Consider the following 26,869-nt stretch of genomic DNA (forward strand, 5'->3'; position numbering starts at 1 on the left):
CAAGCTATAGGGCTTTAGTCTCAATCACTCTCTTATCCCCCTCTCCCCTTGAGGGAGAGGGTTGGGGTGAGGGAGTATCTTCACACAATACCCATGCCACATAACCCTTTTATCATCGCCCTCGACAGCAACGACCCGGCTACCGTAAAGAGCTGGGTGAACAGCTTCGCGCATGAAGCAGGCCTTGTGAAACTCGGCCTTGAATTCTTTACCATGCACGGCATCGCCGGTGTGCAGAAGCTGGAACTCCCCTGCGGCCTCTTCCTCGATCTGAAATTCCACGACATCCCCAACACCGTCAAAGGTGCCATCCGCAGCGCTATGGCAACGGGCTGCGAGATGCTCACCATCCATGCATCCGGCGGCCACAGCATGTGCAAAGCTGCTGCCGAAACCGCGATGGAAGAGGCTGACAAACGCAACACCAAAGCCCCGCTCGTGCTCGCCGTCACCCTGCTCACCAGCCTCAGCCAGCAGGAAGCCACCCAGATTGGCTACGGCAACATTGAAACCCAGGTGCTCAAACTCGCCGAACTCGCCATCGGCGCAGGCATCAAGGGCCTCGTCTGCTCCCCGCTGGAGATCGCCCCCATCCGCGCCCGCTTCGGCCACGACGTCAAACTCGTCGTCCCCGGCATCCGCGCCCAGTCCGGCGGCGACGACCAGACCCGCACCCTCAGCGCCGCTGAAGCCGTCAAGGCCGGTGCCGACTACCTCGTCGTCGGCCGTCCTGTCACGCAGGCGCAAAACCCGCTGGAAGCCTTAAAAACCCTAAGGCATGCATTGTCATAACCACGTCACATATTTCCATTATTTATCAATGCTGTAATTGAAAATACAGGGAATGGTCATGTCTGATTATGTATTGGTGGTCGGTAGCTACAACATGGTGCCATGGATAAGCACTGACGATCCACATATCCTGAATGCCTGTGCTCAGGCTTCCAGCCATCTGGCGGAACAAAGCTATGAAATGAGCCTGCAAATGGCCGATCAGATTAGTTCAGAACTCGCTGAAAACGGCAGCCTTATCCATTTTGACAACCACAACACCACGCGTGACCAGCAAATAGAACTCAATACGTTGAAACCAGTATTGGCGCAAATAAGTGCTCGCCACCAACAGGGAGACCATCCGAAGGAGATCTTTGCTTGCCCTTATCATGCCGTGCCATTGCTGAACTGGATGGAAGAGCACCAGATCCCCTTACCCGATAAGATCTATCTGGTTTATTCTATCTTCAATTATGACCATGTTCCCGGCATTAAAAGATGGCTGGAAGACTCACGGGTAGACCATATAAGCCAAGGCAACGGGCAGCATAAAGAGCTCCTCAGTGCAGCTATGGAAGAAGTGATGATTGCATCCGGCATTGCCTGCCGGACTTAATGCACCACCACCGGTTTTCCTTTCAGCATATCCGGGCAGAATGCGCTGGCCAGCACCGGCAACGCATGCTCAACCGTGTGCGATGGGACATGAATAGCCGCTTCCTCTGCAAGTAAGGCCACATATTCATCTGGTTTATATTGGCCCTGCATGCGGCCATCGCTTAAATCCAGGTCAGCCTCGCGCCGGCAATAGTGAAAAATCAACCACTCCGCCTCCCGCTGCATCCCAGCCGTATCCTTATGCTCATGGCCAAGCTCAAGCCCCAGCTCGGCATAAATTGCCGCCGCCTGTTGCCACAGTAATTCTTCGGCTGCATCCAGTTCATAAAGCGTCTCGGCGGTCGGCACCAGCTTGGTAGCCACCAGCTTTTCCGTCCAGTTCTCGGCAACCTTTGGGCAAACCTCCAGCAGCCATGTCAGCATGCCCTTCAACGGCCCCAGCAGATAGGTCGTCGGCGCGGCAAAACCCAAGCTATCATTTTGAAATTGGGAGGCCGTGACATCCACCAGCACCGGCCCCTCTTCACTCTCGGCAATCAAAAACACATGGCCATCGCCATTATGGGAAATGGCGATGGAAAGAATACCGGCCGCTCTCAACTCGTTCTGGATTTGCAGGGAGGATGGCAAACACTCCCCACCCAACGCATCCTCATCCACAATATCGGCATAAAGCTCGGATGCTTCAATAACGGCGCTTATATCGGCAATGGTTGGCATAAACTCCCATTCAAAACAAAAAGCCCGTGGCAGTACCACGGGCTTTTCCTTTTATTCTAAAACAGCAACGCTGTTTTAGAACGGACGGCGACGACGAGGACGGTCTTCACCGCGATCCTCACCATCATCGTTGCTGCGCTCGCGGCGTTCACCGCGATCACCGCCACGGTCACCACGATCGCCACGGTCACGACCACCACGGCGTTCGCCACGGTCGTTGTCGCTGCGCGGGGCACGCACTTCAAAACCTTCCGGCAGCTCGGCATCTTCGCCGGTCTCCTGGTTCACCATGCGGTAGCTCAGGCGTACTTTGCCGCGGTCCATGCCGATGCATTTCACCTTCACCTCATCGCCCACTTTCAGCACATCGCCGACTTTTTCGACGCGGCTGAAGGCCAGCTCGCTGATATGCACCAGCCCCTGGCGCGCGCCAAGGAACTGCACAAACGCACCGAAATCAACAATGTCCACAACCTTGCCGTCATAGATCATGCCCATTTCCGGCTCGGCCACGATGCCCATGATGCGATCCACGGCAATCTGTGCCTTCTCGGCATCGGTGGAGGCGATACGAACCGTACCGTCCTGCTCGATGTCGATCTTGGTGCCGGTCTCTTCGCAAAGCTCGCGAATCACCTTGCCGCCTGTGCCGATCACTTCACGGATCTTATCTTTCGGGATCTGGATGGTGGTCACCTTCGGTGCATGCTGGCTCACACCGCCGCGCGCACCGGTGATGGCTTTCGACATCTCACCCAGAATATGCTTGCGGCCTTCATGCGCCTGCTCAAGAGCCACTTTCATGATCTCTTCTGTAATACCGCGCACCTTGATGTCCATCTGCAGCGCGGTGATGCCCTCATCGGTACCGGCTACTTTGAAGTCCATGTCGCCAAGGTGATCCTCATCGCCCATGATGTCGGAAAGCACGACGTATTTTTTGCCTTCCAGAATCAGGCCCATGGCAATGCCCGCAACCGGGCGCGCCAGCGGAACGCCCGCCGCCATCAGCGCCATCGAACCACCGCACACGGAGGCCATGTAGGAGGAACCGTTGGACTCGGTGATTTCCGAAACCAGACGGATGGCATAAGGGAATTCTTCTTTCGAAGGCAGCAACGGCAGAATGGCGCGCTTGGCAAGACGGCCATGGCCAATCTCGCGGCGCCCTGGCGGACGCAGCGGGGTGGCTTCACCCACGGAGTATGGCGGGAAGTTGTAATGCAACATGAAACGGTCGCGCTTGTCGCCATCCAGCTCATCGAGCATTTGCTCGTCCTGGCTGGTGCCGAGCGTGGCCACCACAAGTGCCTGCGTCTCACCACGCGTGAAGAGCGCGCTGCCATGCGTGCGTGGCAGAATGTCCACTTCCGCTTCAATGGGGCGGACTTTCTTCACATCACGGCCGTCGATACGCTTGCCGGTCTCGATCAGACCGCCGCGCACCACGTCCATTTCCAGCTTCTTAAGCAGGCCGCCAACCAGCACGGCGCTGGTCGTCTCGTTCACCAGCTTCTCCAGCACCTCTTTTTTGGCAGCGGAAAGAGCGGCAACGCGTTCCTGCTTGTTCACAATGCCATAGGCTTCGCGAATGGGCTTCTCGGCAATCTTCTTAACGGCTTTGTACAGCTCGCTATTATCGATTTCCGGCAGAGCCCAGGGTTCTTTGGCCGCTTCATCCGCCAGCGCGATGATGAGGTCAATCGCCGTTTTGCTGTTCTTTAGGCCGAAATTCACCGCGCCGAGCATTACTTCCTCGCTCAGTTCCTGCGCTTCGGATTCAACCATCAGTACGGATTCTTCCGTACCGGCCACCACGAGGTCCAGCTTGCTTTCCGGCATTTCCATAATGCTTGGGTTCAGCACATACTCACCATTGATGTAACCGACCTTGGCCGCGCCGATTGGGCCAAGGAACGGAATGCCGGAAATCGTCAGCGCGGCGGAAGCGGCAATCAGCGCCACCACATCCGGGTCGTTCACGCCGTCATGCTGCAGCACGGTGCACACAACCTGCGTTTCGTTTTTGAATTCGTCGGCAAACAGCGGACGGATCGGACGGTCGATCAGACGGGCGATCAGCGTCTCACGCTCGGTCGGCTTGGCTTCGCGACGGAAATAACCGCCCGGAATCTTGCCGGCGGCATAGAATTTTTCGATGTAATGAACCGTCAGCGGGAAGAAGTCCTGATCCGGCTTGGCGGCTTTGGCGGCCACAACGGCGGCCATAACGATGGTGTCGCCATAGGTGGCGATCACGGTGCCGTCGGCCTGACGGGCGACTTTACCGGTTTCCAGGATAAGCGGACGGCCGCCCCACATGGTTTGCTTTTTCGTGATATTGAACATATTTTCCATTTCCTACTGGCGCCTCTCGCGCCCTTCTACATGGCATTAAAACAGCAAAGAAAACAAACGGACCCGCCATGCAAGACAGCCCGCAGACCTTGTAGCAAAAAACCAGCTTTAAACCAGTTTTATTTCTTAAGCGCCCGCCCCTTCACTGCAACGAGGAAACGGCCCTTAAACGACAAAACCCCGCCAAAGGCGGGGTTTTTCGGTTATTCCGGCCTGCGGGCGGAATTACTTGCGGATACCCAGGGAAGCGATCAGCTTCTCATAGCGGGAAGCATCGTTGTTCTTCAGATAATCCAGCAGGCTGCGGCGGTTGGAAACCAGCTTCAGCAGACCACGGCGGGAATGCACGTCTTTGCTGTGCGTTTTGAAATGCTCGGTCAGGTTGTTGATGCGCTCGGTCAGCAGGGCAACCTGAACTTCGGGGGAACCGGTGTCATTCGCGTTGGTAGCGTATTTTTTGACCAGTTCTTGCTTTTTAGCGGCGGTAATGGACATGATAAACTCCTCAAACGTCATGAATAATGCGCAGCGGCTTGAACCCTTCCTCCCCTGCATTGCACGATATGCATTGCACGATGGCCACCACTTTGCCGGATGAAAATGCAACCATTTCCTCCGCATTCGTGGCAGCAAGGCCTTGCCGCCTCACCGATTGCCCATGCCGCAATGCTGCAGCCTCGCTTTCGGTGATTTCCAGAGCCGGGACGCCGTCCAGCGCCTGGAGCAACCCGAGCATAAGCATTGGCAAACGCTCGGAAAGGGCGTGTGTATAGGCTTTTTCGCGGGTATTTTCCAGTAAAAACGCATCATCCACCGAAAATTTCCCCACTTTCACACGCCGCAACATGCTGACATAGCCCACCGCGCCCAGTTCCCGGGCAATATCCTCAGCCAGGCTGCGCACATAGGTCCCCTTGCCGCACCCTACCCTGAGCGTGGCGGATGCCGCATCCGCAGCTAAAACGGACAGTTCGCGGATATGAAAGGGCCGTGCGGCCAGTTCCACCGCCTCCCCCGCCCGTGCAAGGTCATAGGCCCGTTCCCCACCAACCTTGATGGCTGAGTAGGCAGGCGGCCGCTGCATAATTTCTCCCAGAAATCTTGGCAAAACCGTCTTTAATTGTGCTTCCGTGGGCCTCGCATCGCTGGTTTCCAGCACCTCGCCCTCGGCATCCGCCGTGCTGCGCCGCTCCCCCCAGGTGATCGTGAAATCATAGGTCTTGCTGGCATCCACGATAAAACGCAGCAGTTTGGTGGCCTCACCTACCGCAATGGGCAACAACCCGGTGGCCAGCGGGTCCAGCGTGCCCGCATGCCCCACCTTGATACCACGTGGCAAGACGCGCTTAACCTGTGTCACCGCATCGGTGGAACCCATGCCGTAAGGCTTATCGATCAGCAGAAGGCCGTTCATGAAATGGGCCTATTCATCCTCGTCCGCGGCATGATGCCCTTGAAGCTGGATGTCGCGCTGAACGCGCTCGCTCAACAGGATTTCATGCACCCGGCTGGCCTTGTCAAAGGAATCGTCGATCTTGAAATGCAGCCTCGGCACAAAGCGCAGATACACTTTCTTGCCGATCACCCGGCGGATATGGTCCCCCTGGGCACGGATTTCATTGAGAACCTGCTGCGAATCCCGCCCCGCCAGCGGCGCGAGAAACACCGTGGCGTTCTTTAAATCCGGGCTGATGGAAACCTGGCTCACCGTAACCGATGCCATATCGATGGAAGCGGAGATGATATCCCCCCGCACCAGCATCTCATACACGGCCTGACGGACGACCTCCCCCACGCGCAACTGGCGCTGGCTCGGCGGTTTAGCGGCTTGCATCACCATAGGTTCTCACTCTCCGGCAGCGGCAGCTAGGTAATGCTGCGCGTCACCTGCTCCAGCTCGAAGGCTTCCACCTGGTCATTCTCGCGGATATCGTCGTAATTCTCAAAGGCGATACCGCACTCAAAGCCCTCGCGCACTTCCTTCACGTCATCCTTGAAACGCTTGAGCGTCTTCAGGCTGCCTTCGTGAATCACCACATTATCGCGCAGCAGACGGCACTTGGCGTTGCGCTTAATGAGCCCTTGCGTGACCATCGCACCCGCCACCTTGCCCACCTTGGTGATGTTGAACACCTGGCGGATTTCGGCGTAGCCGAGCATGATCTCCTTGAACTCGGGCGACAGCATACCGCTGAGGGCCTTCTTCACATTATCGATCAGTTCATAGATGATGGAGAAATACTGAACATCGATTTTTTCGCGCTCGGCCAGCACCTTGGCCTGGCTGTTGGCGCGCACGTTAAAGCCGATGATCACCGCGTTGGAAGCCTTGGCCAGCACGATGTCGGATTCCGTGATGGCCCCCACGCCGGAATGCACCACGCGCACCTTCACCTCGTCGCTCTCGATTTTCTCGAGGCTACCGACGATGGCTTCCAGCGAACCATGCACATCCGCCTTCACAATCAGCGGCAGTTCCTTCACCTTGGCGCGGCCGTCGGTAAAGAGCTGGTCCAGCGTGATGCGCGGCGCGTCCACCGTTTTTTGCAGTTTCATCTTCTGCTTGCGGTATTCGGTGATGTCGCGGGCCTGTTTTTCATCCTCGGCCACGGCGAACAATTCACCCGCCACCGGGGTTTCATCCAGCCCAAGCACTTCCACCGGAAGCGCGGGCCCGGCCTCTTGCAGCTGCTCGCCGCGATCGTTCAGTATGGCGCGCACATAGCCCGCAGCCGCACCCGCCACCACCAGGTCGCCCTGCTTCAGCGTGCCGTTCTGCATCAGCAGTGTCGCCACCGTGCCGCGCCCCTTATCCATGCGGGATTCGATCACCACACCGCGCGCGGGCGCGTCGTAATCCGCCTTAAGATCAAGCACTTCCGCTTGCAGCAGCACCGCATCCAGCAGCGCATCGATATTCGTGCCTGCTTTGGCGGACACGTCGATGATCATGATGTCGCCGCCGAATTCCTCGCCGATCAGCTCATACTGCATCAGTTCCTGACGCACGCGCTGCGGGTTGGCATCCGGCTTGTCCATTTTATTACAGGCCACCACGATAGGCACACCGGCGGCCTTGGCATGGTTGATGGCTTCCACCGTCTGCGGCATGATGCCGTCATCGGCCGCCACCACGAGGATAACCACATCGGTAACCTTCGCGCCGCGTGCACGCATGGCCGTGAAAGCCGCGTGGCCCGGCGTATCGAGGAAGGTGATTTTCTGTCCCGAAGGCACCGTCACCTGATAAGCGCCGATATGCTGCGTAATACCGCCCGCCTCACCGGAAACCACGTTGGTCTGGCGGATACGGTCGAGCAGCGAGGTTTTACCATGGTCCACATGGCCCATCACCGTCACCACCGGGGCGCGGGGCTTCAGCGTGCCGGAGCCTTCCGTTTCGCCGAATAGCTCCTGCTCCACATCCGCATCCGTCACGCGTTGCGGATGATGGCCGAATTCGCTGACGATCAGCTCCGCCGTGTCGGCATCGATCATCTGAGCCGGGGTTGCCATCACGCCCATTTTCATGAGCGATTTGATCACATCCACCCCACGCACCGCCATGCGGTTGGCCAGGTCGGCCACGCTGATCTGCTCGGGAATGGTCACATCCAGCACGATATTCTGCTCCTGCACGGTCGGCTTATGGCCGCGGCGGCGCTTGTTGGTGCCGATTTTCTTGTCGCCGGAAGCCACCGCGCTCGGCTGCGCTTCCATGGAATCAATGCGGCGCGCGCGCTTGGGCGAAACCGGGGCCTCGCTCAACAGGTATTTGCGGATTTTATTGGGATCCGGCGCGGCCATGATTACCCGGCTGGAGGACTGCACGCGGCGCACCACGTCATCGCGCTTGTCATTCGCTTTCGGAATGGCCACCGCCACGATGTCGTCTTCACCGTCATCGGGAATCACATCGTCGGAATAATCTTCGAATTCATCGCCTTCCAGCAAGGCCTGACGCGGGATGTAATACTCCTCTTCCTCCTCCTTTTGAAGGTTGTAGGAAGGCAGGTCGTCGTCCTCGTCAATGCCCCGCACCTTGCTGCGTTTTTTCTTGAGGGCGGCGCTTTTCTTCAGCGCGTCATCTTCACCTTCTTCCAGTTCGTCTTCAATGCGGCGCTTATGCTTATTCTTGATAGCGGCATCGGTCACATCCACCTGGCGGGCTGGTTTTTCCACCAGGGCGGTGGATGCGGCAGCAGCGGCTTCCAGGGCTATGCGCTGCTCTTCATCTCGCTTGCGGTCCACCTCTTCCACGCGGCGGCGCTGGCGCTCATCCATCTGGCGGCGCTCTTCCTCGCGTTTCTGGGCATCGGCGCCCTTATTTTCATTGGCACGCTCAAGCACGCGTTTGCGGCGTTCCATCTCACTCTTGGTAAGGCTGGGCGCATCGTCATGGACCGGGGTCGGCGCGGGTGCAGCCTCGGGCGCAGCGGCCGGCGCGGGCGCCTGGCGGGAAACCTGAACCAGTTTGCCGGATTCATCGCGCGAGAAGCTGCGCGTCTTACGCACTTCCACCGTCACCGTTTTGCTGCGGCCTTGCTGGATATTCTGCGTCACGCGGCCTGCGTCGGCACCGCGATTGAGCGAGAGCTTCAGCGGCTTGGGCGCGGTCAGCGTGGCATTGCCGGAATTATCATTGTTGTCGGACATGGTCTTGTTACTCGTCACTTCTATCTGTCAAAAGGTTTCCGGTACAGCGCGGCGCTCATGCGTTTTCATAGGCGATAAGCCGTTTGGCGGCTTTCGCCAAGGCGGGCACTATAGACGATTTTACCGCAAGATAAACGGTATTTTCACCCCCAACCGCCCGACTCAGCGCATTCCGGTCGATAAGTTCCACCAAGGGCGCGTTTAATTCGCTGGCTTCGGGCCATTTGGAACGTTGCGCGGGCGCTACGTCGGAAGCAATGACCAGAAGCCCAACCTGGTGCTTTGCCACCAGTGGCTGCACCTGGTCCGCTCCCAGATATAGGTTTCCTGTGCGCCTTGCCAAGCCCAGCTGGGCAAGAAATTGTGCCTCCAGCAATGCGCGCACCTTGTCCGGCAACGCGTCATCCACCTTCAGTTTGCGTTTAAACCCTTTGGAAAAAACCTGCTTCCTGCAGGCTTCCACCACGCATCCACGGCTGGAAACTACCCAGGCGCCGCGCCCGGGCAGGCTTTCCCGCACATCAAACGCCACACCGCCGTCGGGCGACATCACAAAGCGCAGCATCGCCTCTTTCGGCAGCACGCTGCCTGTTACCAGGCAGCGTCTGTCAGGGCCTTTCTCGTTCAGGAACGATTCATCGGCCAGTTCATGGTCACTATCGGGCATGACTGGCCCTCCAGCTACAGCGGCTAACCCGGTTATTCCTTAAACCAGTGTTCGCGTGCTTTCATGATCATCTCATCCACCTGCGCGGCGTTGAGCGTGCTGCCCGGCACGAGTTCATTGAACTCATCCCGCGCCAGATCGGCCAGATCATCCAGCGTTTTCACGCCGCCCTGCTGAAGCGGGGCAAGCATTTCTGGCATCAGGTGCGGCACGGTGGCGATGCTGGCTTCCATGCCCAGTTCCTTCAGCTTGTTCTTCAGGTTCTGTTCACGGTTGTCGAGATAGGCTTTGGCACGGCGCTGCAGTTCCTCAGCCACGTCGGCGTCAAATCCTTCAATGCTTGCCAGATCCTCGGTGGAAACGAACGCCACTTCCTCAACGGACTGGAAGCCTTCCGTCACCAGCAGCTCGCCGATAACATCCTCCACATCCAGCGCCTCAATGAACAGGCGGGACAGGCGGGCGAATTCTTCCTGACGTTTCTTGGTCGAGGTTTCCTCGGTCAGGATGTCGATTTCCCAGCCCGTCACATCGGCGGCCAGGCGCACGTTCTGGCCACGACGGCCGATGGCGATGGAAAGCTGCTCGTCCGGCACCACCACTTCGATGCGGCCGCGGTTCTCGTCGATCACCACCTTGGCGACCTCGGCCGGGGCCAGGGCGTTCACCACCAGCGTGGCAGGGTCCGGCGACCAGGGGATGATGTCGATTTTCTCGCCCTGAATCTCCTGGATCACGGCCTGCACGCGGGAACCGCGAACACCCACGCAGGAGCCGACCGGATCGATGCTCGGGTCGTTGGAAGACACGCACATTTTCGCGCGGGAGCCGGGATCACGCGCCACGGCCTTGATCTCGATGATACCGTCATACACTTCCGGCACTTCCTGCTCAAACAGCTTGGCAATGAATTGCGGATGCACGCGGGACAGGAAAATCTGCGGGCCGCTGCGCTCGCGGCGGACATCCTCCACATAGGCGCGCACGCGGTCGCCCTGCTTGAACATTTCGCGAGGGATGCAACGCTCGCGGTAGATCACCGCTTCGCTGCGGCCAAGGTCGATCACCACGTTGCCATATTCTACACGCTTGACCACGCCGTTGATGATGGTGCCCACACGGTCGCGGAATTCGTTGAACTGCACATCGCGCTCGGCGTCGCGCACTTTCTGGATGATTACCTGTTTGGCCGTCTGTGCCACCACGCGGCCGAAATCGATCGGCGGCAGGGCTTCGCTCACAACCCCGCCAAGCTCGGCCTTGGGGTCGCGCTTCTTGGCATCTTCCAGGTCCATTTCCGTGGCGTAGTTTTCCACCACTTCCACGATATTGCGCTGGCGGTACAGCGAGATCATGCCCGTCTTGCGGCTGATCTGGGAGATGATCTGCATCTCATGGCCGTATTTGCGGCGCGCGGCCACCTGGATAGCCTGTTCCAGCGCCTCGATCACCGCTTCGCGGTCAATGCCCTTCTCGCGGGAGACGGCCTCGGCCACCTGCAGGATTTCCGAATTGCCGACAATTGCTGGTTCAGCGACCATGTTTATTACTCCTTGGGTTAAATAGGATCTCTTTTGCCACGCTGGCTTTGCTTCTTGCCTTCCCAGGGGTTGGCTTTCGGCTCGGCTTTGGGGCGGAATTTCTTGAGCAGCGCATCGGTCAGCACCAGGCGTGACTCGGTGATCTGCGCAAAGGGGATCATCCAGCACACATTGCCGTCCTCCACCGCCACCATGCGGTCGGTCGTCTGGCAGATGATGCCACGGTAGCGGCTGCGGCCATCAAGCGGCTGGGTCTGCATCTTCACTTCATGCCCGATATAGGTCGGGTAATGGCTCGGCTTGGTCAGCGGCCGGTCCACCCCGGCGGAACTGATTTCCAGCACATAGGCGCTGCTGATCGGATCATGCACTTCCATCAGCATGGCGATGGAGCGGCTGGCCTGGGTGCAATCCTCCAGCGTCACGGGCGTTCCGTCCGTATGGTCCAGCAATATCTGCAGCTGGCTTTGGCCCACACCGGCACCGTGAATCCGCAGCGACACGATCTCCAGCCCCATCGCATCCAGCGTCGGGGTAATAAGGTCGGTCACTTTGGTCTCAATATCTGCCATCAGGTTCCATATCGCTGCCCCGAAACGCGCCCTATCCCTGTTAACGCGACAGTACGTCGCGCTGGTCAGCCCTGAGCGCGCCTCACGGCGAAATCAAGAAGGATTTCGCCGGAGGCAAACAGAATTTTGGTACAAAAAAAAGCGGGCCGCGGCCCACTTTCTGAAGGCCTTATACCCCCTGATTTTGAGAAAAACAAGCGGATTATTGCCGAACCAGCCGAAAAAACCACGGCTGCCGCCCTTCCTCCTGCGCCCAGGCCTGATACCGCGTCACCACCCACCCCTCCGGCTGGATGCGGCAATGGACCGGATACGGCGCATCCCAGCGGAATTCCGGCTCCTGCAGGAATTTTTCCATCATCCATTCGGCATAATCCTCAATATCCGTGGCCAGCCACAGCACCCCGCCCGGTTTCATCACCCGCGCCAGCACGCACAAAAGGGCGGGTTCCACGATGCGGCGCTTATGGTGCCGCTTCTTGGGCCATGGGTCGGGAAACAGGATATAAGCCTCATCCACACAGGCATCGGGCATCAGGCACAGCACATCCCGCCCATCGCCATGATGCAGCCAGAGATTGGGCGCATGTTCCTTTTCCAAAGCCGAAAGGCAACTCGCCATGCCATGCAGGTAAGGCTCGCAGCCGATCCAGAGGCGCCCCGGCTGCTGTCGCGCCATGGCCAGCACATGCTCGCCCGCGCCGAAGCCGATCTCCACCCCACAGCCCTGCGGAAACGTCGAAGCACCGGCCACCAGCTCTTCCAGGCTTTCCGCCTGTTTTTCCGGCAAACGCACGCTGCGCTTCGGCAGCATATCGCGCATCAGGGCGGCCTGGCTGTCTTTCAGCGGCCTGCCGCCCCGAACCCGTGCGAACGAACATTCCCACGGCTTGTCGCGAAACGCGGTCTTATTGGGTATGGACATGCATAAACCACCATGAACTCATCATTCCAGCAATAGCTGGAATCCAGCAGACAGCGCAACAACACAGGCAGGAGAATCCCCCCTCCCATGGATTCCAGCTTTCGTTGGAATGGCGAAAAGAAGAATAGCTAGAAAATCTTCTTCAGCTCGTCCACCAGGTCGGTCTTTTCCCAGCTGAAATGCCCTTCGGCCGTCGGCTCACGGCCAAAATGGCCATAGGCCGCCGTCGGCGCGTAGATGGGACGGTTCAGTTTCAGATGCTCACGAATACCACGCGGGGAAAGATCCACCATATCCCACAGCGCCTTCACCACTTCGCTTTCCGGCACTTTACCGGTGTCGTGCATGTTCACATAAAGCGACAGCGGATAAGACACGCCGATGGCATAGGAAAGCTGGAGCGTGCAACGATTGGCAAGCCCGGAGGCCACCACGTTCTTGGCCAGGTAGCGCGCCATATAGGCTGCCGAACGATCCACCTTCGTGGGGTCCTTGCCGGAGAACGCGCCGCCGCCATGCGGGGCCGCGCCGCCATAGGTATCCACGATGATCTTGCGGCCTGTCAGCCCCGCATCGCCATCCGGCCCGCCGATCACGAATTTGCCGGTCGGGTTAACATAGAAATGCTCCTCGTCGCACATCCAGCCCTTTGGCAGCGCTTCCAGCACATAGGGACGCACGATATCGCGCACCTGCTGCTGCGTCAGCCCGTCAACATGCTGGGTGGAAACCACCACGGAAGTGGCGCGCACCGGCATCTCGTTTTCATACATCAGCGTCACCTGGCTCTTGGCATCCGGGCCGAGCTGGGGCGCTTTGCCGCTGTGGCGCGCCTCGGAAAGCAAACGCAGAATCTTATGGGAATAATGAATAGCCGCAGGCATCAGGCTTTCGGTCTCGCGGCAGGCATAACCGAACATAATCCCCTGGTCGCCCGCGCCTTCTTCCTTGCTGGCGGCGGCATCCACGCCCTGGGCGATATCGGCGGATTGCGCGTGCAGCAGCACGTCCACTTTCATGTTCTTCCAGTGAAAGCCTTCCTGCTCGTAGCCGATATGCTTCACCGTATCGCGCACGATCTGCTCAATATAGCTTTTTTCCATCAGCTTGGCCGGGCCGCGCACCTCACCGGCGATCACCACGGCATTGGTGGTCGCCATCGTTTCCACCGCCGTGCGGGCATAGGGGTCTTCGCGCAAAAACGCATCGACAATATGATCGGAAATCTGATCGCAGATTTTATCGGGATGCCCTTCGGACACCGACTCGCTGGTGAACAGAAAATGATTCTTGTCGAGCAAAGGAAGCGGGGGGCGGTTGGATAAGGTCTTGCGGAGAGCTGCTTGCTGCATAACGGCCTTTTTGTCAAAAAAACATCAGGCTCTATGGATTAGCGCAAGCGCCATCCGGATGCAGCAAAAATAATTTTACAAGACGGATGCGGCCAATCCGCGCGGACGGATTATTTTTTGCTACCGGTCGGCGCGAGATTTTTCACCAGCTCAAGCACATGCTCCCGCAATCCCTTGTCCTTGATGCGGCGATAGGCCGCCACCAGGTCGTGCTCGTCGGTAATTAGATGATCCGGCCCTGAAAACCCTGCCTGATCCTGATCGGAAACACCATAATGCATTTCCTGCACCGTGGAAGGCAGCCCTTCAAAGAAATAAGGAATATCCACCGCCAGCACCTTGGCGAATTCGTACAAACGGCTGGAGCTTACACGGTTCACCCCATGCTCGTATTTCTGCACCTGCTGAAAGGTGATGCCCACCTGCTCGGCCAGGTCCTGCTGGCTGACATTAAGCAAGTTCCGGCGTTGACGAAGCCGTTTACCTACATGGGCGTCTACTGGATGAGGCATATGCCGCTTTCTGAATATTCTATCCGTTGATAATGGCGTCGATATGACAGGTGCTTGTTACAAAATCATGCAGTTTCAATGTCACTGGCATGACATCTGTTCTATTTAGAGACAAATTAGCGAACCGCAAGTGTCCTAATTTTTACTCTTGGCTGTTAATTTTATATTGTCTTTAAATCAGCCCGATAAAGATAGCAGAGACTACCTGTCAGTAAGATGACGATAAGATTAATTATAAGGTAGGAATGGCGGGCGTAAAGAGGCGCCTCAAGCATGGCAGGCATGCTTTCGGTAATGGTTCCTTTAACCCCAATGGACAGCATCCGGACGATTCGCCCGTTCCCGTCCACCACCGCGCTGATGCCGGTATTGGCCGCCCGCACCAGCGGCACCCCCTGCTCCACCGCGCGCAGACGTGCCGCCTCAAAATGCTGGTGTGGTCCCGTACTGTCGCCAAACCAGGCATCGTTGGTGATATTGACCAGCCATTCAGGCCTTGTTCCTTGACCATCCCAGATGTCTTCGGGAAAAATAGCCTCATAGCAGATCAACGGCCTCACCGGCGGGATGCCGGGCAGCGTCAGCACCGCGCCCCCCTCGCCCCGGCTGAAATCCTTTCCGCCATAAACCATCGCCACCAGCGGCAGGATGTTCCTAAACGGCACGAACTCGCCAAACGGCACCAGATGCCGCTTTTCATAACTTCCCTCTAGCCGCGCATCCTGCTTCAACACCAGCATGGCGTTATACAGGTCCTCATGCGCCTCGCGGATGATGCCCGTCAGCAGCGCGCCTCCGTTCGGCGGCACGGCTTGCGCCAATACCGGTCTCAAGAAGAATCCTTCCGACCAGATATAAGGCACCGCCGTCTCAGGCCATACCACCAGCCTGGGAATATGGCTCGGCTGTTCATTCTCCCCCATGCGGCTCATGCGCATCTGCTCAAACACCGCCTTGGCCCGCATCTCCGGCGACCATTTCATGTGCTGCTGGATGTTAGGCTGCACAATGCGCACCACCGGCCCATCCTGCTTTAACGGGTGCTGCGCCAGCCGGGCCTGGCCACCGGCCATCAACAGCGCCAGCACGGCCAATGCCGTGCCAAGCCCTTTGCCTTTCCGCCATCCTTCTTCCCTGCTGCCCAGCCATGGCAGCAGGGAAAGGAACACGGCCGCAAACCCCATTCCCCACACGCCGCCCAGGCTGGCCAGCTGCAGGGTGGCCAGCGTGCCGCTCAGGCTGTAGCCGATAAGGTTCCAGGGAAAACCGGTAAACAACATGCCGCGCAGCCACTCCAGCAGCACCCAGCTTGCGGCGAAACACACCGTACCAGCCACCCCGCGCGGCTTAAACCACCCGGCCAGCAGGCAGGTGATCCCGGTATAGATGGCAAGCACGGCGGGAATGATGGTAAGCGCAAACGGTATCAGCCAGCCGAACTGCGCCGCATCCGTCAACAACGCACAGGCAAACCAGTAAAGCCCCGCCATGAAATAGCCGAAACCCCACCACCAGCCCTGCACGAACAATTGCTTGCGGTTCACCGCCTGACGCACGCCATTCCACAGCATGCCAAGGCTGAAAGGCAACACCGGCCAGAAGAAAAACGGTGGCAGGGCCAGCACCGCCAGCGCACCCGCAACCCATTGGTCACGCCCACGCGGCTGGCGCCAGCGGTCAATAATGTTCTTGAGGAATCTCATACCGAACTCTTAAGAAACTTCGGGCAGACTATAAACCATCGCCATTCCCGCGAAAGCGGGATGTGCATATGCTTGCGTGAAAGAACGGCGCGTCGGCCCTAATCTTCATCCGGCAGGGTCATGCGCACTTCCAATATGCGCCGCGCATCGGCTTCGATGATCTCAAACAGCACCTGCTGGGCCACCAATTTTTCGCCCTTGGCGGGCACATGGCCGAACTGCTGCATCAAAAACCCGCCGAGCGTGTCGTAGTGCTCCTCATCACCCGGGCTGCGCAGCACAAGCTTGAGGTGCTCTTCCAGCGCTTCCATGTCGATTTTCGCATCGGCCACAGCCTGGCGTGGCGTCAGCCACACAAAGCTTTCATCCTTTGTTTCCCCTTCGTCATGCTCGTCCTGGATATCACCGACAATGCGCTCAAACACATCCTCCAGCGTCACCAGTCCGTCGGTGCCGCCATATTCATCCACCACCACGGCCAGATGCATCCCGTTGGAGCGCATGTTGGCAAGCAGGTTGATGGCCTTCATGCTCGGCGGCACGGCGAATACCGGGCGCAACACCTTATTCAGCGAAAATCCGTATTCCTGGTTCAGAAACTGCACCAGATCCTTCGCATGCACCATGCCGATGATCATATCCAGCGTGTTCTCAAACACCAGCACCCGGCTGTGCGCGCTGGTGATGATGGTCTGACGCAGATGCTCCAGGCTCGTGTCAGACGGTACCGCCACCACACCCGTGCGGTTGACCATGATATCGCTCACGCTGAGATCGCCGAAATCCAGCAGGTTTAAAAACATGCTGCGCTCTTCACTCGTCAGCGCGGGGTCGTCCTCATTCTGGTCCAGCACCTCTTCCACTGCCGCGCGGAAATGCTCCCGCCCGCGCATGCCGAAACTGTCCTTCACCCATTCCTTCAATCCTTTGAACAGCGACGGTTGGTCGCCATTCTTCCTAGATCGGCCCTCGCTTACGGGCGCGTCCTCTTTAGCGTCGTTGGCGGGCGCCAGTTGCGGTGCGTTGACGGACATGTCAGATCCCTTTTTAGGTTCAGGTGACGGCTTCATATGGATTATCGATGGATAAGGTTGAGAGAATCTCTGTTTCGAATGCCTCCATGGCCTCGGCATCGGCATCGTCTTCATGGTCGTATCCGGCCAGATGCAGCACCCCATGCACCAGCATGTGCGCCGTATGGGCATAAAGGCTCTTGCCCTGCTCATCCGCTTCCTTGACCAGCGTCTCATAGGCCATGCTGATATCGCCCAGCATCAGCGGCGGCGGCTCCACGGCTTCCTTGATAGCGTCGATGCCTTCATACATCGGGAAGGACAGCACATTGGTCGGCTTGTTCTTCTTGCGGTGCTGCCGGTTGAGCGCCTGCATGGCGCGGTCAGCGATCAACGCGACGGACACTTCCACATCCACTTTCAGCTTATGCTTTTTCTCCAGCGCTTCCCACGCCTCTTTCACCACCGCGCCGATATCGCGTGGCCAGCCTGCCATGGCGCCCGCCCAGGCCCCATGCGCAATCTCAAGCTGGGTGGTGCAATGGGCCATGGGTTATTCCGGCTTTTTCGCGGCTTTGGCCTTGGCTTTATCCGCCTTGTCATAGGCCTGGATGATGCGTGCGGCCAGCGGATGACGCACCACATCCGTATCCAGGAAGCGGGTGATGGCAATGCCGTCGATCCCTTCCAGCCGCGTGATGGCATCCGTCAGGCCGGACAGCATGCCTGCGGGCAAATCCGTCTGCGACACGTCACCCGTGATCGCCATGCGGGAGTTCTCGCCCAGACGCGTCAGAAACATCTTCATCTGTGTCGGCGTGGTGTTTTGCGCCTCATCTAGGATTACAAAAGCCGAGCTCAGCGTGCGCCCGCGCATGAAGGCCAGCGGCGCCACCTCAAACGTGCCGTTCTCCATATATTCCATCACTTTTTCGGCGGGCAGCATTTCCTGCAGCGCATCGTAAAGCGGGCGCAGATAGGGGTCGATCTTCTCTTTCAGGTCACCGGGTAGAAAGCCAAGCTTTTCCCCCGCTTCCACCGCCGGGCGCGTCAGCACGATACGGTTCACTTTTCCTTCCAGGAACAGCGCCACCGCAATGGCCACCGCCATGTAGGTTTTGCCCGTACCGGCCGGGCCGACGGCAAAACACACATCATGGTCACGCAATTGCTTGGCATAATCCGCCTGACGGTTGGTGTACGGGTGAATGGCCTTTTTGCGCGTTTTGATCTCCAGACGCCCGTTATCATCCAGCAAACGCCGTTGATCGTCCGCCGTCATGCCCTGTTTTTCTGATACCATGCGAATGGCCGCCTCCACTTCCTTGTCGGTTACGCTTACGCCTTGTTCCAGCTGCTGATACAGATGCTCCAGCACGATGCGTGCCCGTTCAGCATCCTTTTTCTTGCCGAGAATCGCCACCATATTCCCGCGTGACGCCGCCTTCACATGAATATGCTTTTCGATCGCCTCCAGGTGCCGGTCGCAATCGCCATACAGGCTCGGCAGGAGCCGGTTATTGTCAAACGACAGATAAAGCGGGTTCTCAGCGGTGAATTCATGCGTGGCCAAGGTGCGTATCCTCCTGAGAGAGTGGGTTAGGCATGGTTTCCGCCAGCACGGCACGGAGCCCGAAATGCGTCGTGCCGGTCACGATGACCTCAGCCAGTTGCCCCGGCTTGAGATCGCAATCATCCACATGCACCGATTGCAGGTAGGGGCTGCGCCCGACCATCTGCCCCGCATGCTTGCCCGGCTTCTCAATCAATATTTCCATACGTTGCCCGACCATGGATTGATTGAAATCAATCAGCTGCTGGTTCAGCAATGCCTGCAGCGCCTGCAGCCGCGCATCCTTTACCTCTTCGGGCACCTGCTCCTCCACGCTCGCCGCAGGCGTGCCGGGGCGGATACTGTATTTGAAGGAATAGCTCTGCGCATAGCCCACCTTGCGCACCAGCTGCATGGTCGCCTCGAAATCCTCATCCGTCTCACCGGGAAACCCGACAATGATATCGGTGGACAAGGCGATATCCGGCCGCGCCTTGCGCAGTTTCTCAATGATATTCAGGTAATGTTTCGCCGTATGCTTGCGGTTCATCGCCGCCAGGATCCTGTCCGATCCAGATTGCACCGGCAGGTGCAGATAGGGCATCAATTGCGGCAAATCCGCATGCGCCTGAATCAGTGCATCATCCATATCGCGCGGGTGCGAGGTGGTGTAACGGATACGCGTAATCCCTGGAATCTCGGCCAATGCATGGCACAGCTTCGCCAGGTTCCACTCCCCGCCCCCAGCCATGCCGTGATACGCATTCACATTCTGCCCGAGCAAGGTCACTTCCACCACGCCGCCCGCCGCCATCGTCCGCGCCTCTGCCAGCACGTCATTCACCGGGCGTGAATATTCCCCGCCCCGCGTATAGGGCACCACGCAAAAGGTGCAGAATTTGTCGCACCCTTCCTGAATGGTCAAAAACGCCTGCGTCGCCCCTTCCGGCGGTTGGATAGCGAGTTTATCAAACTTCTCTTCCACCGCGAAATCCAGCTCATGGATCTTCTCGCCCCCACCCTTTATCGCGTGGTCACGCAAACTCTTGGCTACCAGGTCCGGCAACCGCTGGAAGGTCTGAGGCCCCACCACAATATCCACATAAGGCGCGCGCCTGGTAATCTCCTCGCCCTCCGCCTGCGCCACGCACCCGGCCACGGCCACCAGCATGCGCTTGCCGTTTTTGCCGAGCTTCTGCTTGGCCCGCTTGATGCGCCCAAGGTCGGAATACATTTTTTCGGAGGCCTTTTCGCGGATATGGCAGGTGTTAAGCACCACCATGTCGGCATCGTCCGGTTTTTCGCTCAGCTCGTAGCCAAGCGGCTTCATCAGTTCCGCCATGCGGGACGAATCGTAGAAATTCATCTGGCAGCCATAGGTCTTGATATGGATTTTCTTCTTATCCATTGCCTTGTTTGTCTGGCTGATAGAGGGGTTGGCCAATGCCGGGCTGCTCATTCGTTAACCGTCCTTGTATTTTATGCCAATCCGCCCATTGGCGATAGTGTTAGTTTATAACAATGCTTCCACCACCTACCGGTCGGAGTCAGCTAATTGAAATTCCTTAATAATTTTTCCTTCAAGTAAATGCTCGCGCACAATCCGGTCCGCCGCCTTGCGGTCAGGCACGCGGTACCATATCCCTTCAGGGTAAACCACCACCACCGGCCCCAGCTCACACCGGTCCAGGCAACCCGCGCCATTGATGCGCACATCGCCCTTCAACCCAAGCTCTTTTGTGAGTGATTTCATATAGTTACGAATATCCTCGCTGCCCTTGCGCGCGCAGGAACCGCGCTTGTGCCCTTCCGGGCGCTCATTGGTGCAGACGAATGCATGATGCTCATAAAACATAGATACCCTAACCCTCACATTTCCCATGCGCGACAGTACGTCGCGCCACAGCCTTGAGCACGCTTCATTGCGAGGGCAAGCAGGCCCGAGCAGGAAGCAATCATGATTTTCCTGCCTTCCTCGTAAAAATCATATGTGCTTCGTCGGACAGTTCCTTACGGAAGCGGTACCCGCCCTCGGTAAAGCGCTTCAACGCCTCCGGTTCATTGATCTGCCCACGGATGATATGGTTGGCCATCATGCCCCGCGCCCGCTTGGCCAGCAGCCCGATGGTCGCCAGCTTGCCGTTCTTTTCTTCCTTGAACTGCACCTCAATCACGCGGATGCCCTTTTTCGCCAGCGCCTTCGCATCCACCGCCCCGGCATATTCCTGGCTGGCCAGGTTCAGCAGCACCGGCTCCGGATGTTGCTTGGCATCGCCCAGTTCCGAGGCCAGCTTGGCCGTCACCGCCTTTTTCCAGAAATCATACAAATTCTCCCCTTTCGGGCTAGCCAGCGCCGTGCCCATCTCCAGCCGGTAGGGCTGCATCAGGTCCAGCGGACGCAACAACCCGTAAAGGCCTGATAGAATCCGCCCATGCGCCTGCGCGAAGGCCCAGTCCTTCTTGCCGTAATCCTTCACCTCCATACCCTGATACACATCGCCCTTGAACAGCGTCAGCGCCGCCTGGGCATTTTCCGTAGTAAATGGCGTGGAAAACCGCTGGTACCGGGCATGGTTCAGCTCCGCCAGCTTGGGGCTGATATCCATCAGCCTGCCCAGCTGCGCCGCGCTTTTTTTGCGCAAAATCTTCACCAATGCCTCGGCTTCCTTCAAAAATTCCGGCTGGGTGGGCGGCATTGCCGGCTTCGGCGGGTTGCCGTCCAGCGTTTTGGCGGGGGAGAGAATGAACAGCATGAATGAAAACCAACGGGCCTATTGCGTAATCAGCTTATAAGACGCAATGGACTGGCGGGCAAGGTCCCCCCATGTGAAGGCGCTGGCATAATGCGCGGCGTTCAGCAGCTTGTCGCGCAGCAATTGCGGGTGCTGACGGTAATGCACCAGAGCCTTGGCCAGGTCCTCCGGTTTTTTCAGGATATGCGTCACGTGCTTCATGGCGGGCGACGTATGCTCCCCCGCATGGGCGAATACCAGCGTCTGCGCCACGTTCAGAAACGGCACCTGCATCGAATGCTCCGATATGCCGGAATAGCCCGGGCTTCCGGGAATCCCCTCCGGCAGATAGGCAAACAGCACATCCTGCAGCGCGTCGCACAGTTGCTTCTTGCCGATGCGCCGCTTGGATATCTCCAGGGTTACCGGATAATGGCTGAAATGCGCCTTGGCTTTCAGGTATTTCGCATAGCTCCCCTGCCCCGGCGGCACCGTGCCCATCACCCGCAGCGTCACGCCATCCGGCAGGCTGGCGGAAAGCTCCATCACCTCTTCAATCCCCTGCTCCGGCTCAACGGCTGTGAGGTATAATACGGTGCCAATGCCCTGTGATTGACCGAAATCGCCCAGCAGTTGCTCTTTGGTGGCAGTGAATTCTGGCCCAAGATCATTCGGCGCGGGAATGCGCACCACTTCGCTGGCATCCGTCAGGCGCGGGTTCAGCCCAAGCGCATGCTGGCGATCATCTTCATTCAGGAAATAGGCATAACGCGCGCGTTCGATGCATTTGCGCACATGGTCCACGCGCTCCGGCGGCACACGCAGCACTTCATGAAACGTCACGACAACGGGTATTCCTTCCGCCTCGCACACGCGCATTACATGGCGGATTTTCCGTGCATGCGGATGGTAATGGACATGCACCAGATCAAATTTTCTGCCCTTGAGCGTTTGCTCGATATCGCCAAGCTTTTCCGTGTGGCTTTTCACCTTGATGCCCGCCTTGTCCAGCTGACGGGCCAGCTTCTTCAGGTAGGTATAGGTCGTGGGCGAATTCTGCTGGTCGGCCACCATGAGCAGCTTCATCGCGCATCTCCGGATAGTCAAAGGGCCTGTAAACTACCCTGTTTTGCTGCGCTGCACAAGCCTGAAACGCTCCCGGAATAGTTGCGCCCCAGACAGGTTGCGGGCAAACAACAAATGGCTATAGTGCGCGCATGACGCGCATTCTCCTCATCGATAATTACGACAGCTTCACTTACAACCTCGTCCATTACCTGCAGGAACTGGGCGCGGAGGTAGAGGTAAAGCGCAACGATGCCCTGACCACGGTGGACATAGCCAAGGCAGGCTATGACGGCATCGTCATCTCCCCCGGCCCCGGCCGCCCTGAAGATGCTGGCATCAGTGAAGCCGTAATCCGTGAACTCGGCCCCACCATCCCCATTTTCGGTGTCTGCCTTGGCCATCAGGCCATTGGTCAGGTCTATGGCGGCAAGGTTGTGCGCGGCGCCAGCCCGATGCATGGAAAAATCAGCGCACTCACGCATAAAAATATTGGTATTTTCAAAAACATCCCATCCCCTTTTAATGCGACGCGCTACCACTCTCTGATCGTGGATCGCTCCACCCTCCCCGCCTGCCTGGAAGTCACCGCCGAAACGGCTGACGGCACCATCATGGGCCTTCAGCATAAGGAGCATCCCGTGCATGGCGTGCAGTTCCATCCGGAAAGCATCGCCTCCGAGCACGGCCACCAGATGCTCGGCAACTTCCTCACCCTCTGCCGGGAGCATGCGGCTTGAGCGAGCAGGCACAGGCTTGCGCCGATATGGGCGCCATCCTCGACGGCGCATGGGATGACAGCCGCATTGCCGACTACCTGACCGCCAGCTTCGAACACCCCATCACCGCCCCTCAGCTTGCCGGCGCGGCACAGGCCATGCGTGCCCGCATGGTCCCCGTCCAGGCCCCCGCCAATGCCATCGACAATTGCGGCACCGGCGGCGACGGCAGCCATAGCCTGAACATCTCCACCGCCGCCGCCTTCGTCGTGGCGGGCACGGGCGTGCCGGTGGCCAAGCACGGCAACCGTTCCATCACCTCACGCTCCGGCTCCGCCGATGTGCTGGAAGCCCTCGGCATCCGCCTCATCGCCTCGCCATATCAATTGACGCACATCATCAAACAGGCGGGCATCTGCTTCATGTTCGCGCCGGAACATCATCCTTCGCTGAAGCGAGTCGCCGCCATCCGCAAGCAGCTCGGCTTCCGCACCATCTTCAACCTGCTCGGCCCCATCTGCAACCCTGCCGGCGTCACACGCCAGCTTATCGGCACCTACAGCGAGCAGGTCATGCTGCCCATGGCCGAAGCCCTGCGGATGCTCGGCTGCCAGCATGCCCTCATCGTCCATGGCCATGGCGGGCTGGACGAACTCAGCACCAACGGCCCTTCCAGACTGGTGGAACTGAAACAGGGCCGCATCCTTGAGGTGGAATTCAGCCCCGCCCAACTCAACATCACCCCACCCGCCGCCAACGCACTGGAAGGCGGCGATGCCGCCTTCAACGCAGCCGCCCTCACCCGCCTGCTGGATGGCGAAACCGGTGCCTACCGTGATGCCGTGCTGCTGAACGCTGCCGCTTGCCTGCTTGTGGCGGAAACAACACAGGACTGGGCAAATGCATGGAACCTCGCCGCCGCCGCCATTGACAGCGGCGCGGCAAAAGCGGCATTAATTGAGCTGGTTCAGGCAACAGGGACGTTATGACCACCACCGCCGAAAAGAAAGACATCCTCACGCAAATCTGCGACCAGAAGCGCCAGCACGTGGAGCGCAACAAGGCGCGCATTTCCTTAAACGATCTTCGCCAGCTCCTGCCCAAGGCCTCCGCCCCGCGCGGCTTCCTGAAGGCCATTGAAACCACGGTCGCCACCGGTCGCCCTGCTTTGATTGCCGAACTCAAAAAAGCCTCCCCCAGCAAGGGCGTCATCCGCAAGGATTTCTACCCCCCCGCCCTCGCCAAGGCCTATGAGATGGGCGGCGCCACCTGCCTTTCCGTGCTGACGGATATCCCCTATTTCCAGGGCAGCGATGAATTCCTCCAGGCCGCCCGCAATGCCAGCCAGCTGCCCGTGCTCCGCAAGGATTTCATGATCGATCCCTACCAAATTGTTGAATCCCGTGTGCTGGGCGCAGATTGCGTGCTGCTCATCCTCGCCGCGTTGAAGCAGGAGGAAGCCGAGGAGCTTGAAAGCGTCGCCCTTTCGCTGGGCATGGATGTGCTGCTCGAAGTGCATGACCATAAGGAACTCGCCCGCGCGCTCTCCATGAAATCCCGCCTCATCGGCATCAACAACCGCAACCTGAAAACGCTCGACATCTCACTGGAAACCACCACCCAGCTCCGCCCTCTCATCGGCAAGGATTACACGGTGATCTGCGAAAGCGGCATCCACACGCATGGCGACATCGCCTTCATGAAACAGCACGACGTGCATGCCTTCCTCGTCGGCGAAAGCCTGATGCAGCAGGACAATGTCACCAAGGCCACCCGCCTGCTGCTGGGAGAAGCGGCATGATCGCCGATCGCACCATCACGCTGTTTGGCAATCCCATGCTGCTGCTGGATGCCGCCGCGCTCGCCTGGCTTTTCGTCTGCGTGCTGGGCTATTCACTTTACAGCCAGCAGTTTAAAGCCGGCTCTCACCAGAGCATCATCCCGGTGATGAACAGCTACCGGCTGGAATGGATGCGCCAGATGCTGAAGCGCGAAAACCGCATGGTAGATGCCGCTATCCTTGGCAACCTCATCAAAAGCATCACCTTCTTCGCTTCCACCTCCATCCTCATCGTCGCCGGTCTGGTGGGCGCGCTAACGCATATCGATGTCGCCGTCTCCATCATCGACCGGCTTCCCTTTGCCGTGAAGACCGATGCCTTCATGTGGGAACTCAAGCTGCTGATCCTCATCCTGATTTTCACGCACGCTTTCTTCAAATACACCTGGTCGCTGCGCACGCACCATTACACCTGCATCATGGTAGGCGCCGCCCCCGCGCCGGACGACAAGCCGGAAACCCACAATGCCTTTGCCCATAAAATCGCCGAACTTTCCATGAACGCCGCGCGTCACTTCAATGTCGGCCTGCGTTCCTACTATTACGGCCTTGCCACGCTCAGCTGGTTCCTGCACCCGCTGGTCTTCATCGCCACGCTTGGCTGGGTCATGTGGGTCATCTACCGGCGCGAATTTCGCTCCAACGCACTCGCCGTGCTCCTCAGCGGCGGCACTCCCCCCGTGGAGGATCCCAAGCCGCGTTTGCGTATAGGCAAGAAAAAGGCTTAAAGGCCTTTGGTAATATTATCGTAAGCCTGCAACTGCTTCAGCAGCTCTTCCATCGCATCCAGCTTCACCATGCAGGGTCCATCGCTCGGTGCTTGGTCCGGGTCGTCATGCGTTTCCATGAACAGCGCGGCCACGCCCACGGCCACCGCCGCGCGCGCCAGCACGGGCACAAATTCCCGCTGCCCGCCGCTCGCACCGCCAAGTCCGCCCGGCTGCTGCACGGAATGGGTGGCGTCAAACACCACCGGATAGCCCGTCTGCGCCATGATGGGCAGCGCGCGCATGTCGCTCACCAGCGTGTTATAGCCAAAGCTCGCGCCACGGTCCGTCAGCAGAATGCGTTCATTGCCGGTGGAAGCGATCTTGGCCGCCACGTTCACCATGTCCCACGGGGCGAGAAACTGCCCCTTCTTCACATTGATGGCCAGGCCCGTATTGCCCGCGGCCAGCAGCAGGTCCGTCTGGCGGCACAGGAATGCCGGAATCTGCAGCACATCCACCACCTCTTTCAGCTCGGCGCAATGCTCGGGCAGATGCACATCCGTCAGCACCGGAATGCCGAACGCCTTGCGGATCTCGGCGAATACGGGCTGCGCCCCCGCCAGGCCGATACCGCGTTCCGCCTTGGCAGAAGTGCGGTTGGCCTTGTCGAACGAGGTCTTAAAAATCAGCGGAATGCCGAGCTTCTCGGTCATCTTTACCAGCCGCTCCGCCACCATCATTGCATGGTCACGGTTTTCCATCTGACACGGCCCGGCAATCAGCGCAAACGGCTTATTATTGGCAATGGTCCATGTGCCGATGCTGACAGTCTTCACCATG

Annotated in this window: 27 protein-coding genes; 6 read left to right on the top strand and 21 right to left on the bottom strand. The window is 58.6% G+C overall.

Annotated elements, in window-relative coordinates; translation table 11 throughout:
• The first annotated feature begins 93 nt into the window (after positions 1–93).
• Positions 94–792, top strand: a complete 699-nt coding sequence (pyrF, locus tag GC177_03950) for an orotidine-5'-phosphate decarboxylase (GenBank protein MBI1275105.1) — start codon at positions 94–96, stop codon at positions 790–792.
• A gap of 58 nt (positions 793–850) precedes the next feature.
• Positions 851–1,390: a hypothetical protein gene (locus GC177_03955; protein MBI1275106.1), complete on the top strand. Its 540-nt coding sequence runs from the start codon at positions 851–853 to the stop codon at positions 1,388–1,390.
• On the opposite strand, the gene GC177_03960 is transcribed toward GC177_03955, so the two are convergent.
• From GC177_03960 to GC177_04055, 20 genes are all read right to left on the bottom strand, one after another.
• Positions 1,387–2,112: a hypothetical protein gene (locus GC177_03960; protein MBI1275107.1), complete on the bottom strand. Its 726-nt coding sequence runs from the start codon at positions 2,110–2,112 to the stop codon at positions 1,387–1,389. The genes GC177_03955 and GC177_03960 overlap by 4 nt on opposite strands.
• A gap of 75 nt (positions 2,113–2,187) precedes the next feature.
• Positions 2,188–4,461: a polyribonucleotide nucleotidyltransferase gene (gene pnp / locus GC177_03965; GenBank protein ID MBI1275108.1), complete on the bottom strand. Its 2,274-nt coding sequence runs from the start codon at positions 4,459–4,461 to the stop codon at positions 2,188–2,190.
• A 234-nt stretch (positions 4,462–4,695) separates the two neighbouring features.
• Positions 4,696–4,965 (bottom strand): 30S ribosomal protein S15, encoded by a 270-nt coding sequence (gene rpsO / locus GC177_03970; protein MBI1275109.1) that lies wholly within the window; start codon positions 4,963–4,965, stop codon positions 4,696–4,698.
• A 10-nt stretch (positions 4,966–4,975) separates the two neighbouring features.
• Complete coding sequence (gene truB / locus GC177_03975; GenBank protein ID MBI1275110.1) at positions 4,976–5,884, bottom strand: tRNA pseudouridine(55) synthase TruB; 909 nt, start codon at positions 5,882–5,884, stop codon at positions 4,976–4,978.
• 9 nt (positions 5,885–5,893) lie between these two features.
• Positions 5,894–6,310, bottom strand: a complete 417-nt coding sequence (rbfA, locus tag GC177_03980; protein ID MBI1275111.1) for a 30S ribosome-binding factor RbfA — start codon at positions 6,308–6,310, stop codon at positions 5,894–5,896.
• A 26-nt stretch (positions 6,311–6,336) separates the two neighbouring features.
• The gene (gene infB / locus GC177_03985) at positions 6,337–9,126 is read right to left on the bottom strand and encodes a translation initiation factor IF-2 (protein MBI1275112.1); all 2,790 of its coding nucleotides are present in this window, start codon (positions 9,124–9,126) and stop codon (positions 6,337–6,339) included.
• A 55-nt stretch (positions 9,127–9,181) separates the two neighbouring features.
• Positions 9,182–9,793: a DUF448 domain-containing protein gene (locus GC177_03990; protein ID MBI1275113.1), complete on the bottom strand. Its 612-nt coding sequence runs from the start codon at positions 9,791–9,793 to the stop codon at positions 9,182–9,184.
• Positions 9,794–9,825: 32 nt separating this feature from the next.
• The gene (gene nusA / locus GC177_03995; protein ID MBI1275114.1) at positions 9,826–11,334 is read right to left on the bottom strand and encodes a transcription termination/antitermination protein NusA; all 1,509 of its coding nucleotides are present in this window, start codon (positions 11,332–11,334) and stop codon (positions 9,826–9,828) included.
• A gap of 17 nt (positions 11,335–11,351) precedes the next feature.
• The gene (locus GC177_04000) at positions 11,352–11,906 is read right to left on the bottom strand and encodes a ribosome maturation factor RimP (protein ID MBI1275115.1); all 555 of its coding nucleotides are present in this window, start codon (positions 11,904–11,906) and stop codon (positions 11,352–11,354) included.
• Positions 11,907–12,108: 202 nt separating this feature from the next.
• Complete coding sequence (trmB, locus tag GC177_04005; GenBank protein ID MBI1275116.1) at positions 12,109–12,831, bottom strand: tRNA (guanosine(46)-N7)-methyltransferase TrmB; 723 nt, start codon at positions 12,829–12,831, stop codon at positions 12,109–12,111.
• Positions 12,832–12,959: 128 nt separating this feature from the next.
• On the bottom strand, positions 12,960–14,183 hold the full coding sequence (locus GC177_04010) for a methionine adenosyltransferase (protein MBI1275117.1): 1,224 nt from the start codon (positions 14,181–14,183) through the stop codon (positions 12,960–12,962).
• Positions 14,184–14,293: 110 nt separating this feature from the next.
• On the bottom strand, positions 14,294–14,695 hold the full coding sequence (locus GC177_04015; GenBank protein MBI1275118.1) for a helix-turn-helix domain-containing protein: 402 nt from the start codon (positions 14,693–14,695) through the stop codon (positions 14,294–14,296).
• 161 nt (positions 14,696–14,856) lie between these two features.
• Complete coding sequence (gene lnt / locus GC177_04020) at positions 14,857–16,398, bottom strand: apolipoprotein N-acyltransferase (GenBank protein MBI1275119.1); 1,542 nt, start codon at positions 16,396–16,398, stop codon at positions 14,857–14,859.
• A gap of 98 nt (positions 16,399–16,496) precedes the next feature.
• Positions 16,497–17,603 (bottom strand): CBS domain-containing protein, encoded by a 1,107-nt coding sequence (locus GC177_04025; protein MBI1275120.1) that lies wholly within the window; start codon positions 17,601–17,603, stop codon positions 16,497–16,499.
• A complete protein-coding gene (gene ybeY / locus GC177_04030; protein ID MBI1275121.1) occupies positions 17,452–17,961 on the bottom strand; it encodes an rRNA maturation RNase YbeY in 510 nt (169 codons plus the stop codon). Before ybeY ends, GC177_04025 begins: the two co-directional genes overlap by 152 nt.
• 3 nt (positions 17,962–17,964) lie before the next feature.
• The gene (locus tag GC177_04035) at positions 17,965–18,984 is read right to left on the bottom strand and encodes an AAA family ATPase (GenBank protein ID MBI1275122.1); all 1,020 of its coding nucleotides are present in this window, start codon (positions 18,982–18,984) and stop codon (positions 17,965–17,967) included.
• On the bottom strand, positions 18,971–20,422 hold the full coding sequence (gene miaB / locus GC177_04040; protein ID MBI1275123.1) for a tRNA (N6-isopentenyl adenosine(37)-C2)-methylthiotransferase MiaB: 1,452 nt from the start codon (positions 20,420–20,422) through the stop codon (positions 18,971–18,973). The genes GC177_04035 and miaB overlap by 14 nt, the downstream gene beginning before the upstream one ends.
• A gap of 75 nt (positions 20,423–20,497) precedes the next feature.
• The gene (locus GC177_04045; protein MBI1275124.1) at positions 20,498–20,845 is read right to left on the bottom strand and encodes a (2Fe-2S) ferredoxin domain-containing protein; all 348 of its coding nucleotides are present in this window, start codon (positions 20,843–20,845) and stop codon (positions 20,498–20,500) included.
• A gap of 73 nt (positions 20,846–20,918) precedes the next feature.
• The gene (gene yaaA / locus GC177_04050) at positions 20,919–21,716 is read right to left on the bottom strand and encodes a peroxide stress protein YaaA (protein MBI1275125.1); all 798 of its coding nucleotides are present in this window, start codon (positions 21,714–21,716) and stop codon (positions 20,919–20,921) included.
• Positions 21,717–21,734: 18 nt separating this feature from the next.
• A complete protein-coding gene (locus GC177_04055; GenBank protein ID MBI1275126.1) occupies positions 21,735–22,781 on the bottom strand; it encodes a hypothetical protein in 1,047 nt (348 codons plus the stop codon).
• Positions 22,782–22,912: 131 nt separating this feature from the next.
• Between GC177_04055 and GC177_04060 the strand changes: the two genes are divergently transcribed.
• The 4 genes from GC177_04060 to GC177_04075 are packed head-to-tail and all read left to right on the top strand — an operon-like array spanning position 22,913 to position 26,047.
• Complete coding sequence (locus GC177_04060; protein MBI1275127.1) at positions 22,913–23,500, top strand: aminodeoxychorismate/anthranilate synthase component II; 588 nt, start codon at positions 22,913–22,915, stop codon at positions 23,498–23,500.
• Positions 23,501–23,526: 26 nt separating this feature from the next.
• Positions 23,527–24,468: an anthranilate phosphoribosyltransferase gene (gene trpD / locus GC177_04065; protein ID MBI1275128.1), complete on the top strand. Its 942-nt coding sequence runs from the start codon at positions 23,527–23,529 to the stop codon at positions 24,466–24,468.
• Complete coding sequence (gene trpC / locus GC177_04070; GenBank protein ID MBI1275129.1) at positions 24,465–25,280, top strand: indole-3-glycerol phosphate synthase TrpC; 816 nt, start codon at positions 24,465–24,467, stop codon at positions 25,278–25,280. Before trpD ends, trpC begins: the two co-directional genes overlap by 4 nt.
• On the top strand, positions 25,277–26,047 hold the full coding sequence (locus tag GC177_04075) for a DUF599 family protein (GenBank protein MBI1275130.1): 771 nt from the start codon (positions 25,277–25,279) through the stop codon (positions 26,045–26,047). The genes trpC and GC177_04075 overlap by 4 nt, the downstream gene beginning before the upstream one ends.
• Here the strand turns inward: GC177_04075 and kdsA are convergent.
• The gene (gene kdsA, locus GC177_04080) at positions 26,044–26,868 is read right to left on the bottom strand and encodes a 3-deoxy-8-phosphooctulonate synthase (protein ID MBI1275131.1); all 825 of its coding nucleotides are present in this window, start codon (positions 26,866–26,868) and stop codon (positions 26,044–26,046) included. The two genes, GC177_04075 and kdsA, sit on opposite strands and share 4 nt — an antisense overlap.
• Between the last annotated feature and the right edge of the window lies 1 nt (position 26,869).

Source organism: bacterium (assembly GCA_016124905.1).
In the GTDB taxonomy this organism is placed as follows: domain Bacteria; phylum Pseudomonadota; class Alphaproteobacteria; order Rickettsiales; family RI-342; genus RI-342.

Bases quoted from the DNA above. Each gene is read 5' to 3' on its own strand.
- pyrF (MBI1275105.1), top strand. From the start codon at position 94: ATGCCACATAACCCTTTTATCATCGCCCTCGACAGCAACGACCCGGCT.
- GC177_03955 (MBI1275106.1), top strand. From the start codon at position 851: ATGTCTGATTATGTATTGGTGGTCGGTAGCTACAACATGGTGCCATGG.
- GC177_03960 (MBI1275107.1), bottom strand. From the start codon at position 2,112: ATGCCAACCATTGCCGATATAAGCGCCGTTATTGAAGCATCCGAGCTT.
- pnp (MBI1275108.1), bottom strand. From the start codon at position 4,461: ATGTTCAATATCACGAAAAAGCAAACCATGTGGGGCGGCCGTCCGCTT.
- rpsO (MBI1275109.1), bottom strand. From the start codon at position 4,965: ATGTCCATTACCGCCGCTAAAAAGCAAGAACTGGTCAAAAAATACGCT.
- truB (MBI1275110.1), bottom strand. From the start codon at position 5,884: ATGAACGGCCTTCTGCTGATCGATAAGCCTTACGGCATGGGTTCCACC.
- rbfA (MBI1275111.1), bottom strand. From the start codon at position 6,310: ATGGTGATGCAAGCCGCTAAACCGCCGAGCCAGCGCCAGTTGCGCGTG.
- infB (MBI1275112.1), bottom strand. From the start codon at position 9,126: ATGTCCGACAACAATGATAATTCCGGCAATGCCACGCTGACCGCGCCC.
- GC177_03990 (MBI1275113.1), bottom strand. From the start codon at position 9,793: ATGCCCGATAGTGACCATGAACTGGCCGATGAATCGTTCCTGAACGAG.
- nusA (MBI1275114.1), bottom strand. From the start codon at position 11,334: ATGGTCGCTGAACCAGCAATTGTCGGCAATTCGGAAATCCTGCAGGTG.
- GC177_04000 (MBI1275115.1), bottom strand. From the start codon at position 11,906: ATGGCAGATATTGAGACCAAAGTGACCGACCTTATTACCCCGACGCTG.
- trmB (MBI1275116.1), bottom strand. From the start codon at position 12,831: ATGTCCATACCCAATAAGACCGCGTTTCGCGACAAGCCGTGGGAATGT.
- GC177_04010 (MBI1275117.1), bottom strand. From the start codon at position 14,183: ATGCAGCAAGCAGCTCTCCGCAAGACCTTATCCAACCGCCCCCCGCTT.
- GC177_04015 (MBI1275118.1), bottom strand. From the start codon at position 14,695: ATGCCTCATCCAGTAGACGCCCATGTAGGTAAACGGCTTCGTCAACGC.
- lnt (MBI1275119.1), bottom strand. From the start codon at position 16,398: ATGAGATTCCTCAAGAACATTATTGACCGCTGGCGCCAGCCGCGTGGG.
- GC177_04025 (MBI1275120.1), bottom strand. From the start codon at position 17,603: ATGCCCATACGGCGCACATGCTGGTGCATGGGGTGCTGCATCTGGCCG.
- ybeY (MBI1275121.1), bottom strand. From the start codon at position 17,961: ATGGCCCATTGCACCACCCAGCTTGAGATTGCGCATGGGGCCTGGGCG.
- miaB (MBI1275123.1), bottom strand. From the start codon at position 20,422: ATGAGCAGCCCGGCATTGGCCAACCCCTCTATCAGCCAGACAAACAAG.
- GC177_04045 (MBI1275124.1), bottom strand. From the start codon at position 20,845: ATGGGAAATGTGAGGGTTAGGGTATCTATGTTTTATGAGCATCATGCA.
- yaaA (MBI1275125.1), bottom strand. From the start codon at position 21,716: ATGCTGTTCATTCTCTCCCCCGCCAAAACGCTGGACGGCAACCCGCCG.
- GC177_04055 (MBI1275126.1), bottom strand. From the start codon at position 22,781: ATGAAGCTGCTCATGGTGGCCGACCAGCAGAATTCGCCCACGACCTAT.
- GC177_04060 (MBI1275127.1), top strand. From the start codon at position 22,913: ATGACGCGCATTCTCCTCATCGATAATTACGACAGCTTCACTTACAAC.
- trpD (MBI1275128.1), top strand. From the start codon at position 23,527: ATGGGCGCCATCCTCGACGGCGCATGGGATGACAGCCGCATTGCCGAC.
- trpC (MBI1275129.1), top strand. From the start codon at position 24,465: ATGACCACCACCGCCGAAAAGAAAGACATCCTCACGCAAATCTGCGAC.
- GC177_04075 (MBI1275130.1), top strand. From the start codon at position 25,277: ATGATCGCCGATCGCACCATCACGCTGTTTGGCAATCCCATGCTGCTG.
- kdsA (MBI1275131.1), bottom strand. From the start codon at position 26,868: ATGGTGAAGACTGTCAGCATCGGCACATGGACCATTGCCAATAATAAG.